The organism is Achromobacter sp. CSND-B12 (assembly GCF_052906545.1).
Genome location: NZ_JBREGJ010000001.1, coordinates 4,691,872 through 4,707,418, shown reverse-complemented (window position 1 = coordinate 4,707,418; position 15,547 = coordinate 4,691,872). Strand labels below are relative to the sequence as shown.

Below are 15,547 nucleotides of genomic sequence, written 5' to 3'. Positions count from 1 at the left end.
TTTATGACTATCCATCACCTCGTCGTCCAATCCCCCGGCCTGACCGTCGAACACGCCGAACAGCTCGCCGCCCTGGCGCAGGCGCAAGGCGTGGCCCGCATCAGCGCCACGGCCGCGCGCCTGCTCGACGTGCAGCACGACGACGCCACCCGCGCCGACGTGGTGGCGTGGGCCGATCGCCATGGCATCGACACCGCCTTCGTGCCGGCCGGCCTGAAGCTGTCGCACTGCAAGGTGCTGGCGATGGACATGGACTCGACGCTCATCAACATCGAGTGCATCGACGAGATCGCCGGCGTGGCCGGCGTCAAGGACAAGGTCTCGGAAATCACCGAAGCCGCGATGCGCGGCGAGATCAAGGACTTCGCCGAAAGCCTGCGGCGCCGCGTGGCGCTGCTCAAGGACGTGCCGGCCGAAGCGCTGGAACAGGTCTACACCGAAAAGCTGCGCCTGAACCCGGGCGCAGAACGCCTGATCACCACCGCCCAGGCCGCCGGCATCAAGGTGCTGCTGGTGTCCGGCGGCTTCACCTTCTTCACCGACCGCCTGCGCGAACGCCTGAAGCTGGACAGCGCGCACGCCAACACGCTGGAAATCGACAACGGCGTGCTGACCGGCCGCGTGCTGGGCGATATCCTGGACGCCGACGCCAAGGCCGTCTACCTGCGCGAGTTCGCCCGCACCCACGGCGCCACCAGGGAGCAGGTCATCGCCATGGGCGACGGCGCCAACGACCTGAAGATGCTGGGCGCCGCCGGCTTCCCGGTGGCCTACCACGCCAAGCCGCTGGTGCGGCAGCAGACCCGCTACGCGCTGAACGTCTCGGGCCTGGACGGCGTGCTGAACTGGTTCGAAAGCTGATCTTGGCGGATCCGCAGAGAAGGGCGGCCACCGCAAGGTGGCCGCCCGGTCTGCATACCGCTCAATAGCGCAGTCTCACGGACAGCAGCGCCGCCCTGCCCGTGCCGAGCGCGGCGTGGTTCTTCGGCCTGGCCCGGGTGTAGAAAGTCTGGTCGAACACGTTCAGGACATTGAGCTGCAACGCCAGGTGGGAGCTGAACTTGTACTTGGCCATCGCATCGAAGCGCCAGTACGACGGCACCCAGCGCGCCTTGGGAGCGCCGCTGGCATCGACGCCCGCGTCGGCGTTGCCGTAGACCTTGTCGACATAGTAGGCGCCGCCGCCCAACGTCAGTTCAGGCAGCACCTTGTAGGTGGACCACAGGCTGAACGCATTGCGCGGCGTGTTCGGCAGATCCTGGCCCTCGGCGCCGATGTCCTTGCGTCCGCCCCGGATCAGCTTGCTGTCCAGGAAGGTATAGCCGCCATAGATGTTCCATGCCGGCGTGATGGCGCCGGAGAAGCCCAGTTCGATGCCGCGCACGCGGGTCTGGCCGGCCTGCTCGTATTCGTTCGGCAACACCTCGATGTTGGTGTTCCTGCGCGTATCCTGGAACACCGCGCCCGTGAGCGTCAGGCGTTCATCCAGGACCAGCCACTTGACGCCCGCCTCGACCGAACGGCTCTTTTCCGGCGCCGCCGCCTCGTCCGAGCTTTTCCTGAGGATGTCGGAAGCCGTGGCACCCGCCACCGCGGACGGCGTGGACGACGTGCCATAGGACGCATAGATCGTGCCTTGGGGCACGGGCTTGTAGGCCAGGCCCAACTGGTAGTTGAACAGATTGTCGGTGCGGCTATAGCCCTGCTTTTTCTTGTCGTGGCCGCTGGTGCGGTAATTGTCCCAGCGCAAGCCGACGCTGGCCTGCCATTGTTCGTCGAACTTGAGGGTGTCGAAGCCGTATAGCGCCAGGGTGTCGGTGGCGTAGGGAGCCGGCCAGCTGCGGGCGGTGCGGCAAGGGTAGGCCACGTTCGGATCGGGATTGCGCAGCGAGGTCTGCGTCAGATCGGCCGGGCATTTGGTGACACCATCCGAAGACAGGACCTGGTCGTTGGTATAGGCCATGGTCTGCTTCACGCTGGTGTACTCGAAGCCCAGGTCGAACCCGTGCTTGACGGCGCCGGTCAGGAACTCGCCGCTCAGGTCGGTCTGGTTGGCGAATGCCTTGGTGGTGTAGTACCTGCCGTAGGCCGGCCTGTCCACGATCCCCGCGGGCAGGTTTGCGAGCGTGAGGTCGGGCTGGGTGGCGAGGTAATCGGCGGTTTCGCGGCCATATCGAACCACGTTGCGCAACGTGAGCTTGTCGGAGAAATCGTGCTGGAAATCGACGGTGGCCATGCCATCGCGGGTCTTCATGAAGTCGCGTTCGGCCAGGCCGTAGAAGTTCTTGCGGCTGATCCCCAGGGTCTCCGTGACCGGCAGACCCACTCGCGGGTCGTAGGGGATGGAGTAGTCCGGCATGCTGTCGTTCTGGTAGTGGTAGTAGCTCAGCGTGATGCGGGTCGGCGTGCCCATGCCCAGCATCAGCGACGGCGCCACGCCCCAACGCTCGAAATTCACCGCCCTGTCGCGGCCCGGCACGTCACCCTTGGTGCCCATGACATTCAGGCGGAAGGCCGATTTTTCGCCCAGCCGCCAGTTGCTGTCGACGCTTCCCCGGTAGTTGCGATCGGTGCCGATCTGGCCCGTGACCTCGATGGCATCCTTGGCCTTGGGCGCCTTGCTGACCAGGTTGATGCTGCCGCCCGCACCGCCGCGGCCCGAATAGACCGAATCGGGCCCCTTGATGATCTCGACCTGTTCCAGGTTGAAGGTGTCGCGCGCCTGCATGCTGGCATCGCGCATTCCGTCCAGGAACAGGCTGCTGGCGGCATTCTGGCCGCGGATGACGGGCAGGTCGCCGCCGGCGCGCCCGCCTTCGCCAGCAGCGAAGGTGATACCCGGCGAGTTCTGCAGCACGTCCTGCAAGGAGCTGGCGGACTGGTCGGACATGACCTGCTTGGGCACCACCTGCACCGAACGCGGCGTGTCCAGCAGCGGCGCGGTCATCTTGGGCGATTGCGCGGCAACGGGCTGGTAGGGCGAATCCTCGCCCTCCACTTCCACCGGCGCCAGCTGCGTGACGCCATGGGCGCCGGACTGTGCCAGCGCATAGGGGCTGATGAACAGTGCGGGAACCGCCACCGCGGCAGCCAGCGAACTGGCCAGGGTATTCAATGCATACGAGTCTTCGTGCTTCACCATCAACCTCCAGAACATGAATGACAAGCATTCCTGTTTATGACAGGTTGCGATTCTGTATTGGAAAGCTGATCGAGTTCAGGCCGTGCCCGGAAATCGGACGCGGTAACGCGAGAGCGGCGCGGTGTGATGCCATTTCGCCACGAAAACGGCAATCGACGGCAACGCTGGCACGCATAAGCAAAACGCCCCTTGCGGGGCGTTTGGCAGGTACTGCGAAGGCGTGGCGAGCGGTTCAGGTCCGCAGGCGGGGATGGCGCTTGAAGAGATAGCGATACACGAATCCCGGATAAGCCAGCACCAGGTACAGGCTCAACGTGATGGCGTAGAACTCCCAGGTCTGCGCGAAGCGATTGCCCAGCACGGACTCGAACGTGAAGCCCAGGGCGCCCACGATCAGGTAGAACACCAGTACTTCGACCAGGCGCATCCAGAACGGCTTGACGGCCTCGGCTCCGCCCTGCTTCCACGGCAGCACGGCGAACACGCGCTCCGTCAGGAAAGGCAGGTTCGCGCTGACCAGGGCCAGCGCGATCAGGAGCCATACCGCCAGGGTCTGGTTCATGGCCCGTTCCGCTTACAGGCTGAGCGAACTGCGGATGGCCTGCACGCACAGGGCCATCAGGCCGCCGGGCAACAGGCCCAGCACCAGGATCAGCAGGCCGTTGACCGACAGCACGCCGCGTTGGCCGCAGGTGGCCGACATCGGGGCGGCATCGGCCGCCGGCTCGTCGAAGTACACGACCTTGACCACGCGCAGGTAGTAGAACGCGCCGATCAGCGAGAACAGCACCGCGATCACGGCCAGCGTGACGTGGCCGGCGCTGACCAGCGCCTGCAGCACCGCCAGCTTGGCGTAGAAGCCCACCAGCGGCGGGATGCCGGCCAGGGAGAACATCAGCAGCAGCACGATGGCGGCATGCCACGGGCTGCGGCGGTTCAGGCCCTTCAGGTCGTCGATGTGCTCGCACTCGAAACCCTGGCGCGACAGCAGCAGCACGATGCCGAAGCTGGCCAGCGTGGTCAGCACGTAGGTCAGCATGTAGAACAGCGACGCGCCGTAGGCGGCGGACGCCAGTTCCGGCTTGCCGGCCACCGAGCCCGACATCAGGCCCAGCAGCACGAAGCCCATGTGCGAGATGGTCGAGTAGGCCAGCATGCGCTTGAAGTTGGTCTGCGCGATGGCGGTCAGGTTGCCGATGGCCAGCGACAGCACCGCCAGGATCATCAGCATCGGCTGCCAGTCGGCCGCCAGGCCGTGCAGGCCGTCGACCAGCAGGCGCAGCGTGATGGCGAAGGCCGCCAGCTTGGGCGCGCCGCCCAGGATCAGCGTGACCGCGGTCGGCGAACCCTGGTAGACGTCCGGCACCCACATGTGGAACGGCACGGCGCCGAGCTTGAACGCCAGGCCCGAAACCAGGAACACGATGCCGAACACCAGGGCCAGCTTCTCGGCCTTGCCGGCGGCGATGACCTTGGAGACTTCGGCCAGGTCCAGGTGACCGGTGGCGCCGTAGACCATCGACATGCCGTACAGCAGGAAGCCCGAGGCCAGCGCGCCCAGCACGAAGTACTTCATGGCGGCTTCGGTGGCGACGACGTTGTCGCGACGCAGCGCGATCAGCGCGTACAGCGCCAGCGACATCAGCTCCAGGCCCAGGTAGATCGAGATCAGGTTGCCCGACGAGATCATCACCATTTGGCCCAGCAGGGCGAACAGCGTCAGCACGTACAGTTCGCCGCCGCGCATCATGTCGCGCAGCTGGGCGTAGACGCGGCCGTAGACCAGCGTGACCGCCACCGCGATGTACGAGGCGATCTTGAGCAGGTGCGACAGCTCGTCGGTGACGTACAGGCCGTTGAAGGTCGAACCCGTGACGCCGTTCTTCCACTGCAGCGCCGACACCACGGTCAGCACGCCCAGCGCCAGCATGGTCAGCAGGAACGTCGGCTTGCGCTCGGGGTGATTGCTGACCGCGTCGACGAGCAGGATAGCCAGGCCGAAAAGCAGCAGGAGGATTTCCGGTGTCGCCAGGGCGAAATCGATTTGGGATTGCATCATTGTCTTGTCTTACAGTTTCGAGACGGCAACGTGTTGCAGCAGGGCCTCGACCGACACGTGCATCACGTCGGTGAAGGGCTTGGGATAGATCCCCATGTACAGCACGGCGATCGCCATCACGCCAAGAATCACGAATTCGCGGCGGTTGATATCGGTCAGCTCGCGGACGTGGTCGTTGGCGACGTCGCCCAGGACCACGCGCTTGACCATCCACAGCGAATACGAAGCGCCCAGGATCAGCGCTGTGGCCGCCAGCAGGCCGATCCAGAAGTTGTGCTCGACCGCGCCCATGATCACCATGAACTCGCCGACGAAACCGCTGGTGGCCGGCAGGCCGCTGTTGGCCATCGAGAACAGGATGAAGAACGTGGCGAAGCGCGGCATCACGTTGACCACGCCGCCGTAGTCGGCGATGCGGCGCGAGTGCATGCGGTCATAGAGCACGCCGATACACATGAACATGGCGCCCGAAACGAAGCCGTGGGAGATCATCTGCACGATGGCGCCTTCGACGCCGGCCGTGTTGAAGATGAAGAAACCCAGGGTGACGAAGCCCATGTGGGCGACCGACGAATAGGCCACCAGCTTCTTCATGTCGTCCTGCACGATCGCCACCAGGCCGATGTAGATCACGGCGATCAGCGACAGCGTGATCATCAGGCCGGCCAGGCTGTGCGAGGCGTCGGGCGCGATCGGCAGCGAGAAGCGCAGGAAACCGTAGGCGCCCAGCTTCAGCATGATCGCGGCCAGCACGATGGAGCCGCCGGTGGGCGCCTCGACGTGGGCGTCCGGCAGCCAGGTGTGCACCGGCCACATCGGCACCTTGACGGCGAAGGCCGCCAGCAGCGCCACGAAGATCAGGATCTGCGGGGTGTAGCCCAGTTTGGTCTGCTGCCAGGTCAGGATGTCGAACGAACCGCCCGAGGCATTCCACAGGTAGATGAACGCCACCAGCGTCAGCAGCGAGCCCATCAGCGTGTAGAGGAAGAACTTGAAGGCCGCGTACACCCGGTTCGGTCCGCCCCAGACGCCGATGATGATGTACATCGGGATCAGCGTGGCTTCGAAGAACACGTAGAACAGCATGCCGTCCAGCGCGCAGAACACGCCCACCATCAGGCCCGACAGGATCAGGAAGGCGGCCATGTACTGGGACACGCGGCTGGTGATGACTTCCCAGCCGGCCAGCACCACGATAATGGTGATGAACGCGGTCAGAAGCACGAACCACAGCGAAATGCCGTCAACGCCCAGGTGGTAGTTGACGTTGAAGGCTTCGATCCAGGAGGTCTTCTCGACGAACTGCATGGCAGCCGTCTTGGAGTCGAACCCGGCGTACAGCGGGATCGTGACGAGGAAGCCGGCGATCGAGCCGATCAGCGACAGGCCGCGCGTCAGGCCGGGACGGTCGTCACGGCCCACCGCCAGCACCAGCAGGCCGAATACGATCGGGACAAAGATCGCAAGCGTGAGCCAGGGGAAAGTGTTGGATGCCATCTCGCTTGCCATCATTGGGGAATCAGCACAAAGAAAGTCACCAGCGCCATGATGCCGATGATCATCGCGAACGCGTAGTGATAGATGAAGCCGGACTGCAGGTGGCGGCTGATCGCCGACACCCAGCCCACCACGCGGGCGCTGCCGTTGATCAGCAGGCCGTCGATGATGCCGCGGTCGCCGGTCTGCCACAGGCCACGGCCCAGGCAGCGCAGGCCGCGGGCGATGATCTGCTCGTTGACCCAGTCGACGTAGTACTTGTTCTCAAGCACCTTGTTCACGCCCGACAGGCTCGACTTGATCGCGGCCGGGACCTTCGGGTTGATCAGGTAGCAGTACCAGGCGATGACCGCGCCGGCCACGACCAGCCAGAACGGCAGGGTCTGGAAGGCGTGCAGGCCGAAGGCGACCCAGCCGTGCCATTCTTCATGCAGTTCGTGCATGGCGGGATGCTGCGGCAGCACCGTGATCACGCCGTTGAAGAACTTGCCGAACAGCATCGGATCCACCGCCCAGGCGCCGATCAGCACCGACGGGATCGCCAGCAGGATCAACGGCAGGGTAACGACCCAGGGCGACTCGTGCGGCTTGCCGCCATGGTGGCCATGGTCGTCGTGGCCGTGGTCGTCATGGCCGTGCGCGTCATGGCCGTGCGCGTCGTGGCCGTGGCCATGACCGTGGTCGCTGGTGTCGAAGCGTTCCTTGCCGTGGAAGACGAGGAAGTACACGCGGAACGAGTACAGCGAGGTCACGAACACGCCGATCAGCGTGGCGTAGTAGGCGAAGCTGGCGCCCCAGACGTGGGCGGCGCCGGCCGCTTCGATGATGTGTTCCTTCGAGTAGAAACCCGAGAAGAACGGCGTGCCGACCAGGGCCAGCGTGCCCAAGAGGAAGGTGATCCAGGTGATGGGCATGTACTTGCGCAGGCCGCCCATGTTGCGGATGTCCTGGTCGTGGTGCATGCCGATGATGACCGAGCCCGCGCCCAGGAACAGCAGCGCCTTGAAGAACGCGTGCGTCATCAGGTGGAAGATCGCCACCGAGTAGGCCGAGGCGCCCAGCGCGACGGTCATGTAGCCCAGCTGCGACAGCGTCGAATACGCCACCACGCGCTTGATGTCGTTCTGGATGATGCCCAGGATGCCCAGGAACAGCGCGCCGATGGCGCCGATCACGATGATGAACGACAGCGCGGTGTCCGACAGCTCGAACAGCGGCGAGAAACGCGCGACCATGAAGATGCCGGCCGTCACCATGGTGGCGGCGTGGATCAGCGCGGAGATCGGGGTCGGGCCTTCCATCGAGTCGGGCAGCCAGGCATGCAGGGGCACCTGCGCCGACTTGCCCATGGCGCCGATGAACAGGCAGATGCAGGCCACGGTCAGCAGCATCCAGTCCGAACCGGGCAGCGTCAGCTTGGACAGCTTGTCGGCCTGGGCGAACACTTCACCGTAGTGCATGGTGCCGGCGTAGGCGAACAGCAGGCCGATGCCCAGCACGAAACCGAAGTCGCCGACGCGGTTGATCAGGAACGCCTTCATGTTGGCGAAGATCGCGGTCGGGCGGGTATACCAGAAACCGATCAGCAGGTACGACACCAGGCCCACCGCTTCCCAGCCGAAGAACAGCTGCACCATGTTGTTCGACATCACCAGCATCAGCATGGAGAACGTGAACAGCGAGATGTACGAGAAGAAGCGCTGGTAACCGGGATCGTCGGCCATGTAGCCGATGGTGTAGATGTGCACCATCAGCGACACCGAGGTCACCACGACCATCATCATGGCCGACAGCGGATCGATCAGGAAGCCGATTTCCAGCTTGGTCTGGCCGATCAGGCTCCAGGTGTAGACCGCGCCGTCAAAGCGCAGGCCGTTGAGCACGTCGCCCAGCACCACCACCGAACCGATGGCGGAGATGAGCACGCCCAGGATGGTGATGACGTGCGAGGCGCGGCGGCCGATCGGACGGCCCAGGAACCCGGTGCCGAAAAGGCCCGCGAGGATTGCTCCGGCCAGCGGCGCCAGCGCGATGAGCAGGTAGAGATTGGGTGAGCTAGACATTTTCTTCCAATACCCCGTCAGCCCTTCAGGCGATCGAGTTCGTCAACGTTGATCGTGTTCAGGTTGCGGAACAGCAGCACCAAAATGGCCAGGCCGATCGCCGCTTCGGCGGCGGCCACGGTCAGGATGAAGAACACGAACACCTGGCCGGCGGTGTCGCCGAACCAGCTGGAGAACGCCACGAAGTTCATGTTGACGGCCAGGAGCACCAGCTCGATGGACATCAGCAGGATGATCAGGTTGCGGCGGTTCAGGAAGATGCCGAAGATCCCGATGGCGAACAGGATCGCCCCCAGGATCAGGTAATGGGCCAGCGTCAGCGTCATTGTTTTTCTCCTTGGGGCGCGGCGGGCGCGGCGGTGCCGTTCTGGGCCTGGGCGCGCTCGCTCTGGGCGGGCATGCTCACCATGCGGAAGCGGTCCTTCGAGCGCACGCGGACGGCGGCGACCGGGTCGTTGTACTTGACGTCGCGGCGGCGGCGCAGGGTCAGCGCGATGGCGGCAACCATGCCGACCAGCAGCAGCGCGGCGCCGACTTCGATGGCGTAGATGTAGTGCGTGTACATCGCTTCACCGAGGGCGCGGGCGTTGTTGTAGTCGCCGGCGACCGGGGCCTGCGGGCCCGCGCCGTACCAGGTCGAACCCAGCACGAAGGCCATTTCCAGCACCATCACCAGGCCGATCACCAGGCCCAGCGGCAGGTAGGTCTTCATGCCCTGGCGCAGCGCATCCATGCGGATGTCGAGCATCATGACGACGAACAGGAACAGCACCATCACGGCGCCCACGTACACCAGCACCAGCAGCAGCGCGAGGAACTCGGCGCCCAGCAGCATCCACAGCATGGCCGCGTTGGCGAACGCCAGGATCAGGTGCAGGACGGCGGTGACCGGGCTGCGCGCGGTGATCACGCGGAACGCCGCGATCACCAGCACGGCGGCCAGTATGTAAAACAGGACAGTGGTAAAAGTCATGGATCAGGACCCTGGGCTCAACGGTAGGGAGCGTCTTCGGCCCGGCGGCGGGCGATTTCGGCTTCGTAGCGGTCGCCCACGGCGAGCAGCATGTCTTTGGTGAAATACAGGTCGCCGCGCTTTTCGCCGTGGTATTCGTGGATGTGCGTTTCCACGATCGAGTCCACGGGGCAGCTTTCCTCACAGAAGCCGCAGAAAATGCACTTGGTCAGGTCGATGTCGTAGCGCGTGGTGCGGCGGGTGCCGTCGTCACGCTGGTCCGACTCGATGGTGATGGCCAGCGCGGGGCACACGGCTTCACACAGTTTGCACGCGATGCAACGCTCTTCCCCATTGGGGTAGCGGCGCAGCGCGTGCAGGCCGCGGAAACGCGCCGAGGTCGGCGTCTTTTCCTGCGGGTAGCGCAAGGTCACCTTGCGCTTGAAGAAATACTTGCCCGTCAGGCGCATGCCCTTGAGCAGTTCGGCCAGCATCAAGCTGCCGAAGAAATCTTTGATCGCTTCCATATCCTGCCTCTGCCTGGCGGCTTAGCGCCAAATGTTCCAGGGCGTCTGCATCCAGATCGCCACAATGACCAGCCAAACACCGGTCAGCGGGATGAAGATCTTCCAACCCAAACGCATGATCTGGTCGTAGCGGTAACGCGGGAACGACGCGCGGAACCACACGAACAACGAAACCACGACGAACGTCTTGAGACCGAGCCAGATCCAACCCGGGATCCAGGTCAGCGGCGCGATGTCGATCGGCGAAGCCCAGCCCCCCAGGAACATGATCGAGGCCATGCACGACAGCAGGATCATGTTGGCGTATTCGCCCAGGAAGAACAGCGCGAAGGCCATGCCCGAGTATTCGACCATGTGGCCGGCCACGATTTCCGATTCGCCTTCCACCACGTCGAACGGGTGGCGGTTGGTTTCGGCCACGGCCGAGATCACGTAGATCACGAACAGCGGCAGCAGCGGCAGCCAGTTCCAGGACAGGAACGTCAGGCCCTTGTCGGCGAACCAGCCGCGGTTCTGCACATGCACGATCTCGGACATGTTCAGGCTGCCGGACACCAGCAGCACCGTCACCAGCACGAAGCCGATGGCCAGTTCGTACGAGAGCATCTGGGCCGAGGCGCGCAGCGCGCCCAGGAACGCGTACTTGGAGTTCGAGGCCCAGCCGGCGACGATCACACCGTACACGCCGATCGAGGTGATGGCCATGATGTACAGCAAGCCGGCGTTGACGTTGGCCAGGACCACGTCGGGGCCGAACGGCACCACCGCCCAGGCGGCCAGGGCCGGCATCAGCGTGACCACGGGGGCCACGACGAACAGCACCTTGTTGGCCTGGCTGGGGACCACGACTTCCTTGGTCAGCAGCTTGAACACGTCGGCGAACGGCTGCAGCAGCCCCTTGAAACCGACGCGGTTCGGGCCCATGCGCACGTGCATGGCGCCGATCATCTTGCGCTCCCAGTACGTCAGGTAGGCGACGCACAGGATGATGGGCACGGCGATGACCACGATCTTGATGATCGTCCAGAGAACCATCCAGACCGTCGGACCGAGCAATGCCGTTCCGTGGCTTTCAAGAACATTGAGCCATTCCATCAGGCACGCTCCACGCTGAGTTGACCAAATGCGCCACCCAGGGCTGCGGTATTTTCAAAGGCTGCGGCGATGCGCACGGCGCGATCGGCCACGGCGTCGTCCTGCACGGTTTCGAGCTCGACAGCGCCCTGCCCGCCCGTCACGCGCACCTTGACGCCGGCGGTCAGGCCGAGGCTGGTGAGCGTGTTGCCGTTCATGCGCGCGGCGGGCCTCTTCGAAGCCGGCGCGGCCTGCAGCGGTTCCGAGCGGCGCACCATGGCGTCGCTGCGGTAGATCGGCACGTCGGCGACGCGTTCCAGCCCGGTCAGGGGCTGGCCCAGGCCCAGCGGCGCCTTGATGTCGTTGGACAGGCGGCCTTCGACGCCACCGGCCAGCGCGGCATCGCGCACGGACTCGGAGGTTTCGTCATCGAAGCCGGCCAGGTGCAGGACGTTGCCCAGCACGCGCAGGACCTTCCAGGCCGGACGGGTCTGGCCGAACGGCGCGACCGTGCCCTTGAAGCTCTGGGCCAGGCCCTGGGCGTTGACGAACGTGCCCGAGGTCTCGGTGAACGGCGCCACCGGCAGCATGACGTCGGCCCATTCGGCGGCGGCCGAACGGTAAGGCGTCAGGGCCACGGCGAACTGCGCGCCGCGCAGCGCGGCGATGGCCTGCTGGCCGTTGTCGGCATCCAGCAGCGGCTCGGCGTGCAGCACCACGTAGGCCTTGAGCGGCTCGGCCAGCATGGCGGCAGCGTTCTTGCCGCCCTTGCCCGGGATGGCGCCGGCCAGGTAACCGCCGACGGTGTTGCCGCCGGAGGTCAGGAAGCCGAACTTGCCGCCGGCCAGGTCTGCCACGGCGCGGCCGTTGGCGGCCAGGGTCGAGGCCTGGGCGCTGGCCACGGCCAGGTTGCCCATCAGCACGGCCGTGTTGGAACCCGACGCCAGGCTGGCGGCGATGATCTTGGCGTTCTCGCCCGGCGTGACCGAGGCGAATTCGGCCGGCACCGCGGCTTGCTTGGCTTGCGCCAGGGCCACGGCCACTTCGGCCAGGGCGCGCGGCAGCTCGGACGGGGCCACGGTGAGGCGGCCGGCGACCGGCATCAGGGGATCGTCGGCGGCGCTGTCGACCATCAGGATCTGCGTGCCGCGCTTGGCGGCCTGGCGCAGGCGCTGGGCCATCAGCGGGTGGTCCTTGCGCAGGAACGAGCCAACCACCAGGACGCGGTCCAGGTTGTCGAGTTCGGCGATGGGCATGCCCAGCCACGGCGCGCCGGTCAGCGCGGCGTCGAACGCCGGGTCGGTCTGGCGCAGGCGGAAGTCGATGTTCTCGGAACCCAGCGCGCGGACCAGGCGGCCCAGCAACGCGTATTCCTCGGTGGTGGCGTATTCCGACGCCAGGGCGCCGATCTGGCCGGCGCCGAAGCTGTCACGCACGCGCGACAGGCCCTGGGCCACGGCAGCCAGGGCGTCAGCCCAAGAGGCTTCCTGCCACTTGCCGTCGGCGCCCTTGATCATCGGCGCGGCCAGGCGGTCTTCGCTGTTCAGGCCTTCATACGAGAAGCGGTCGCGGTCGCTGATCCAGCATTCGTTGATGGCTTCGTCTTCGAACGGCACCACGCGCATCACGCGGTCGCCCTTGACCTGGACCACCAGGTTGGCGCCCAGGCTGTCGTGCGGGCTGACCGAACGGCGACGGGCCAGTTCCCAGGTGCGGGCGCTGTAGCGGAAGGGCTTGGAGGTCAGCGCGCCCACCGGACAGATGTCGATCATGTTGCCCGAGAGCTCGGACTCGATCGAGCGGCCCACGAACGAGGTGATCTCGGAGTGCTCGCCACGGCCCAGCATGCCCAGTTCCATGACGCCGGCGATTTCCTGGCCGAAGCGCACGCAGCGGGTGCAGTGGATGCAGCGGCTCATTTCCTCGGCGGAAACCAGCGGGCCCAGGTCCTTGTGGAACACCACGCGCTTTTCTTCCTGGTAACGCGAGGAAGAGCCGCCGTAGCCCACGGCCAGGTCCTGCAGCTGGCATTCGCCGCCCTGATCGCAGATCGGGCAGTCGAGCGGGTGATTGATGAGCAAGAATTCCATCACCGACTTCTGAGCGGCACGAGCCTTCTCGGAGCAGGTGTGCACGACCATGCCGTTCGTCACGGGGGTGGCGCAGGCGGGCAGCGCCTTGGGCGCCTTTTCCACTTCGACCAGGCACATGCGGCAGTTGGCCGCGATGGACAGTTTCTTGTGGTAGCAGAAATGCGGCACGTAAAGCCCGACTTTCTGGGCCGCATGCATCACCATGCTGCCCTCGGGCACTTCTACCGTATTGCCGTCGACGGTTAGTTCAACCATTGCTGTTCCTGAGACCTACAGATATTGCGGAACCACACACGACTTGTGCTCGATGTGGTGCGCGAATTCGTCGCGAAAATGCTTGAGGAAGCCACGCACGGGCATGGCGGCGGCGTCACCCAGGGCGCAGATGGTGCGGCCCATGATGTTGCCGGCCACGTTGTCCAGCATGTCCAGATCTTCCGGACGGCCGTGGCCGTTTTCGATGCGGTGCACCATGCGGTACAGCCAGCCGGTGCCTTCGCGGCACGGCGTGCACTGGCCGCAGCTTTCCTCGAAATAGAAATACGACAGGCGCAGCAGCGACTTGACCATGCAGCGCGTCTCGTCCATGACGATCACGGCGCCCGAACCCAGCATGGAACCCGCCTTGGCGATGGCGTCGTAGTCCATCGTGGTTTCCATCATGATGTCGGCCGGCAGCACCGGGGCGCTCGAACCGCCCGGGATCACGGCCTTGAGCTTCTTGCCGCCGCGCATGCCGCCCGCCAGTTCCAGCAGGGTCGAGAACGGGGTGCCCAGCGGGATCTCGTAGTTGCCGGGACGCTCGACGTCGCCGGTGATCGAGAACAGCTTGGTGCCGCCGTTGTTGGGTTTGCCGACTTCGAGGTAGGCCTGGCCGCTGTTGCGGATGATCCAGGGCACCGCCGCGAAGGTTTCGGTGTTGTTGATGGTGGTGGGCTTGCCGTACAGGCCGAAGCTGGCCGGGAACGGCGGCTTGAAGCGCGGCTGGCCCTTCTTGCCTTCCAGCGATTCCAGCAGCGCGGTTTCCTCGCCACAGATGTAGGCGCCGTAGCCGTGGAACGCGTGCAGCTGGAAGTTGAATTCCGAACCCAGGATCCTGTCGCCCAGGAAACCGGCGGCGCGCGCTTCTTCCAGGGCCTCTTCGAAGCGCTCGTAGACTTCGAAGATTTCACCGTGGATGTAGTTGTAGCCGACGCTGATGCCCATCGCGTAGGCGGCGATCGCCATGCCTTCGATCACGATGTGCGGATTGAAGCGCAGGATGTCGCGATCCTTGAACGTGCCGGGTTCGCCTTCGTCCGAGTTGCAGACGAGGTATTTCTGGCCCGGGAAGGCGCGCGGCATGAAGCTCCACTTCAGGCCGGTCGGGAAGCCCGCGCCGCCACGGCCGCGCAGCCCCGACGCCTTGACTTCGGCGATCACGTCTTCCGGCTTCATTCCGGTGGTGAGGATCTTGCGCAGGGCTTCGTAGCCGCCGCGCTTGACGTAGTCGGCCAGGCGCCAGTTGGCGCCGTCGACGTCGGCCAGAATCTGCGGCTTGATGTGACGGCCGTGCAGGCACATCGAATTGGACAGGTCGTTCAGCGGGTTGGGCTCCAGGCCCTGCGCGAACTGCTTGTAGATGTCCGGCGCGTTCATGCCGACTCTCCTTGCGCCTTGAGGGCCGCGACCAGCGCGTCCAGCTTCTCTTCGGTCATGCGCACGCACATATGCTTGTTGTTCACGATCAGCACGGGGGAATCGCCGCAGGCGCCCATGCACTCGCCCTCGACCAGGGTGAACTGGCCGTCGGCGGTGGTTTCGCGGTAGTCCACGCCCAGCTTGCGCTTGAGGTAGTCGCCGGCGCGTTCGCCGTCGCGCAAGGCACAGGGCAGGTTGGTGCAGACCGCGATCTTGGTCTTGCCGACGGGCTTGACGTCGAACATGTTGTAGAAGGTGGCGACTTCCTGCACCGCGATGGGCGGGACGCCGATGTAGTTGGCCACATCTTCGATGATGTCGGTAGCCAACCAGCCCTTCTCTTCCTGCGCGATGGCAAGAGAGGCCATGATGGCGGACTGCCGCTGGTCGGCCGGGAACTTGGCGAGTTCTCGGTCGATTTTCTGGTAGGCCTGTTCGGAAAGCAGCATAGTTTGAATCC

13 protein-coding genes are annotated in these 15,547 nt (G+C 65.1%); 1 reads left to right on the top strand and 12 read right to left on the bottom strand.

Going from position 1 to position 15,547, the window contains the following annotated elements:
- The first annotated feature begins 3 nt into the window (after positions 1–3).
- Complete coding sequence (gene serB / locus ACUTAG_RS22240) at positions 4–861, top strand: phosphoserine phosphatase SerB (RefSeq protein ID WP_054445384.1); 858 nt, start codon at positions 4–6, stop codon at positions 859–861.
- A gap of 61 nt (positions 862–922) precedes the next feature.
- Here the strand turns inward: serB and ACUTAG_RS22235 are convergent, their stop codons facing one another.
- From ACUTAG_RS22235 to nuoE, 12 genes are all read right to left on the bottom strand, one after another.
- A complete protein-coding gene (locus ACUTAG_RS22235; RefSeq protein ID WP_242609293.1) occupies positions 923–3,157 on the bottom strand; it encodes a TonB-dependent receptor in 2,235 nt (744 codons plus the stop codon).
- 217 nt (positions 3,158–3,374) lie between these two features.
- A complete protein-coding gene (locus tag ACUTAG_RS22230; protein WP_024068076.1) occupies positions 3,375–3,704 on the bottom strand; it encodes a DUF2818 family protein in 330 nt (109 codons plus the stop codon).
- A 12-nt stretch (positions 3,705–3,716) separates the two neighbouring features.
- Entirely contained in the window at positions 3,717–5,201 is a 1,485-nt protein-coding gene (gene nuoN / locus ACUTAG_RS22225) for an NADH-quinone oxidoreductase subunit NuoN (RefSeq protein WP_054484611.1), read from the bottom strand.
- A gap of 9 nt (positions 5,202–5,210) precedes the next feature.
- Positions 5,211–6,713 carry an NADH-quinone oxidoreductase subunit M gene (locus ACUTAG_RS22220; RefSeq protein ID WP_026382603.1) on the bottom strand — a complete coding sequence of 501 codons (1,503 nt, stop codon included), beginning with the start codon at positions 6,711–6,713 and terminating at the stop codon, positions 5,211–5,213.
- A complete protein-coding gene (gene nuoL / locus ACUTAG_RS22215) occupies positions 6,710–8,761 on the bottom strand; it encodes an NADH-quinone oxidoreductase subunit L (RefSeq protein ID WP_049055052.1) in 2,052 nt (683 codons plus the stop codon). The genes ACUTAG_RS22220 and nuoL overlap by 4 nt, the downstream gene beginning before the upstream one ends.
- A gap of 17 nt (positions 8,762–8,778) precedes the next feature.
- Positions 8,779–9,087 carry an NADH-quinone oxidoreductase subunit NuoK gene (gene nuoK, locus ACUTAG_RS22210; protein ID WP_006217969.1) on the bottom strand — a complete coding sequence of 103 codons (309 nt, stop codon included), beginning with the start codon at positions 9,085–9,087 and terminating at the stop codon, positions 8,779–8,781.
- Positions 9,084–9,734, bottom strand: a complete 651-nt coding sequence (locus ACUTAG_RS22205) for an NADH-quinone oxidoreductase subunit J (RefSeq protein ID WP_006389218.1) — start codon at positions 9,732–9,734, stop codon at positions 9,084–9,086. The genes nuoK and ACUTAG_RS22205 overlap by 4 nt, the downstream gene beginning before the upstream one ends.
- Before the next feature lie 17 nt (positions 9,735–9,751).
- On the bottom strand, positions 9,752–10,240 hold the full coding sequence (gene nuoI, locus ACUTAG_RS22200; protein WP_006389216.1) for an NADH-quinone oxidoreductase subunit NuoI: 489 nt from the start codon (positions 10,238–10,240) through the stop codon (positions 9,752–9,754).
- Positions 10,241–10,261: 21 nt separating this feature from the next.
- Positions 10,262–11,335 carry an NADH-quinone oxidoreductase subunit NuoH gene (gene nuoH, locus ACUTAG_RS22195; protein WP_006389215.1) on the bottom strand — a complete coding sequence of 358 codons (1,074 nt, stop codon included), beginning with the start codon at positions 11,333–11,335 and terminating at the stop codon, positions 10,262–10,264.
- Positions 11,335–13,662 carry an NADH-quinone oxidoreductase subunit NuoG gene (nuoG, locus tag ACUTAG_RS22190; protein ID WP_054484610.1) on the bottom strand — a complete coding sequence of 776 codons (2,328 nt, stop codon included), beginning with the start codon at positions 13,660–13,662 and terminating at the stop codon, positions 11,335–11,337. The genes nuoH and nuoG overlap by 1 nt, the downstream gene beginning before the upstream one ends.
- Before the next feature lie 15 nt (positions 13,663–13,677).
- Positions 13,678–15,045: an NADH-quinone oxidoreductase subunit NuoF gene (gene nuoF / locus ACUTAG_RS22185; protein WP_026382606.1), complete on the bottom strand. Its 1,368-nt coding sequence runs from the start codon at positions 15,043–15,045 to the stop codon at positions 13,678–13,680.
- Positions 15,042–15,536 (bottom strand): NADH-quinone oxidoreductase subunit NuoE, encoded by a 495-nt coding sequence (nuoE, locus tag ACUTAG_RS22180; RefSeq protein WP_006389212.1) that lies wholly within the window; start codon positions 15,534–15,536, stop codon positions 15,042–15,044. Before nuoE ends, nuoF begins: the two co-directional genes overlap by 4 nt.
- Positions 15,537–15,547: the final 11 nt, after the last annotated feature.

What these genes read in the sequence shown, in the direction of transcription:
- ACUTAG_RS22205 (WP_006389218.1), bottom strand. Translation starts at nt 9,734, where the DNA reads ATGACTTTTACCACTGTCCTGTTTTACATACTGGCCGCCGTGCTGGTG.
- ACUTAG_RS22220 (WP_026382603.1), bottom strand. Translation starts at nt 6,713, where the DNA reads ATGATGGCAAGCGAGATGGCATCCAACACTTTCCCCTGGCTCACGCTT.
- ACUTAG_RS22230 (WP_024068076.1), bottom strand. Translation starts at nt 3,704, where the DNA reads ATGAACCAGACCCTGGCGGTATGGCTCCTGATCGCGCTGGCCCTGGTC.
- ACUTAG_RS22235 (WP_242609293.1), bottom strand. Translation starts at nt 3,157, where the DNA reads ATGTTCTGGAGGTTGATGGTGAAGCACGAAGACTCGTATGCATTGAAT.
- nuoN (WP_054484611.1), bottom strand. Translation starts at nt 5,201, where the DNA reads ATGATGCAATCCCAAATCGATTTCGCCCTGGCGACACCGGAAATCCTC.
- nuoL (WP_049055052.1), bottom strand. Translation starts at nt 8,761, where the DNA reads ATGTCTAGCTCACCCAATCTCTACCTGCTCATCGCGCTGGCGCCGCTG.
- nuoG (WP_054484610.1), bottom strand. Translation starts at nt 13,662, where the DNA reads ATGGTTGAACTAACCGTCGACGGCAATACGGTAGAAGTGCCCGAGGGC.
- serB (WP_054445384.1), top strand. Translation starts at nt 4, where the DNA reads ATGACTATCCATCACCTCGTCGTCCAATCCCCCGGCCTGACCGTCGAA.
- nuoI (WP_006389216.1), bottom strand. Translation starts at nt 10,240, where the DNA reads ATGGAAGCGATCAAAGATTTCTTCGGCAGCTTGATGCTGGCCGAACTG.
- nuoK (WP_006217969.1), bottom strand. Translation starts at nt 9,087, where the DNA reads ATGACGCTGACGCTGGCCCATTACCTGATCCTGGGGGCGATCCTGTTC.
- nuoE (WP_006389212.1), bottom strand. Translation starts at nt 15,536, where the DNA reads ATGCTGCTTTCCGAACAGGCCTACCAGAAAATCGACCGAGAACTCGCC.
- nuoF (WP_026382606.1), bottom strand. Translation starts at nt 15,045, where the DNA reads ATGAACGCGCCGGACATCTACAAGCAGTTCGCGCAGGGCCTGGAGCCC.
- nuoH (WP_006389215.1), bottom strand. Translation starts at nt 11,335, where the DNA reads ATGGAATGGCTCAATGTTCTTGAAAGCCACGGAACGGCATTGCTCGGT.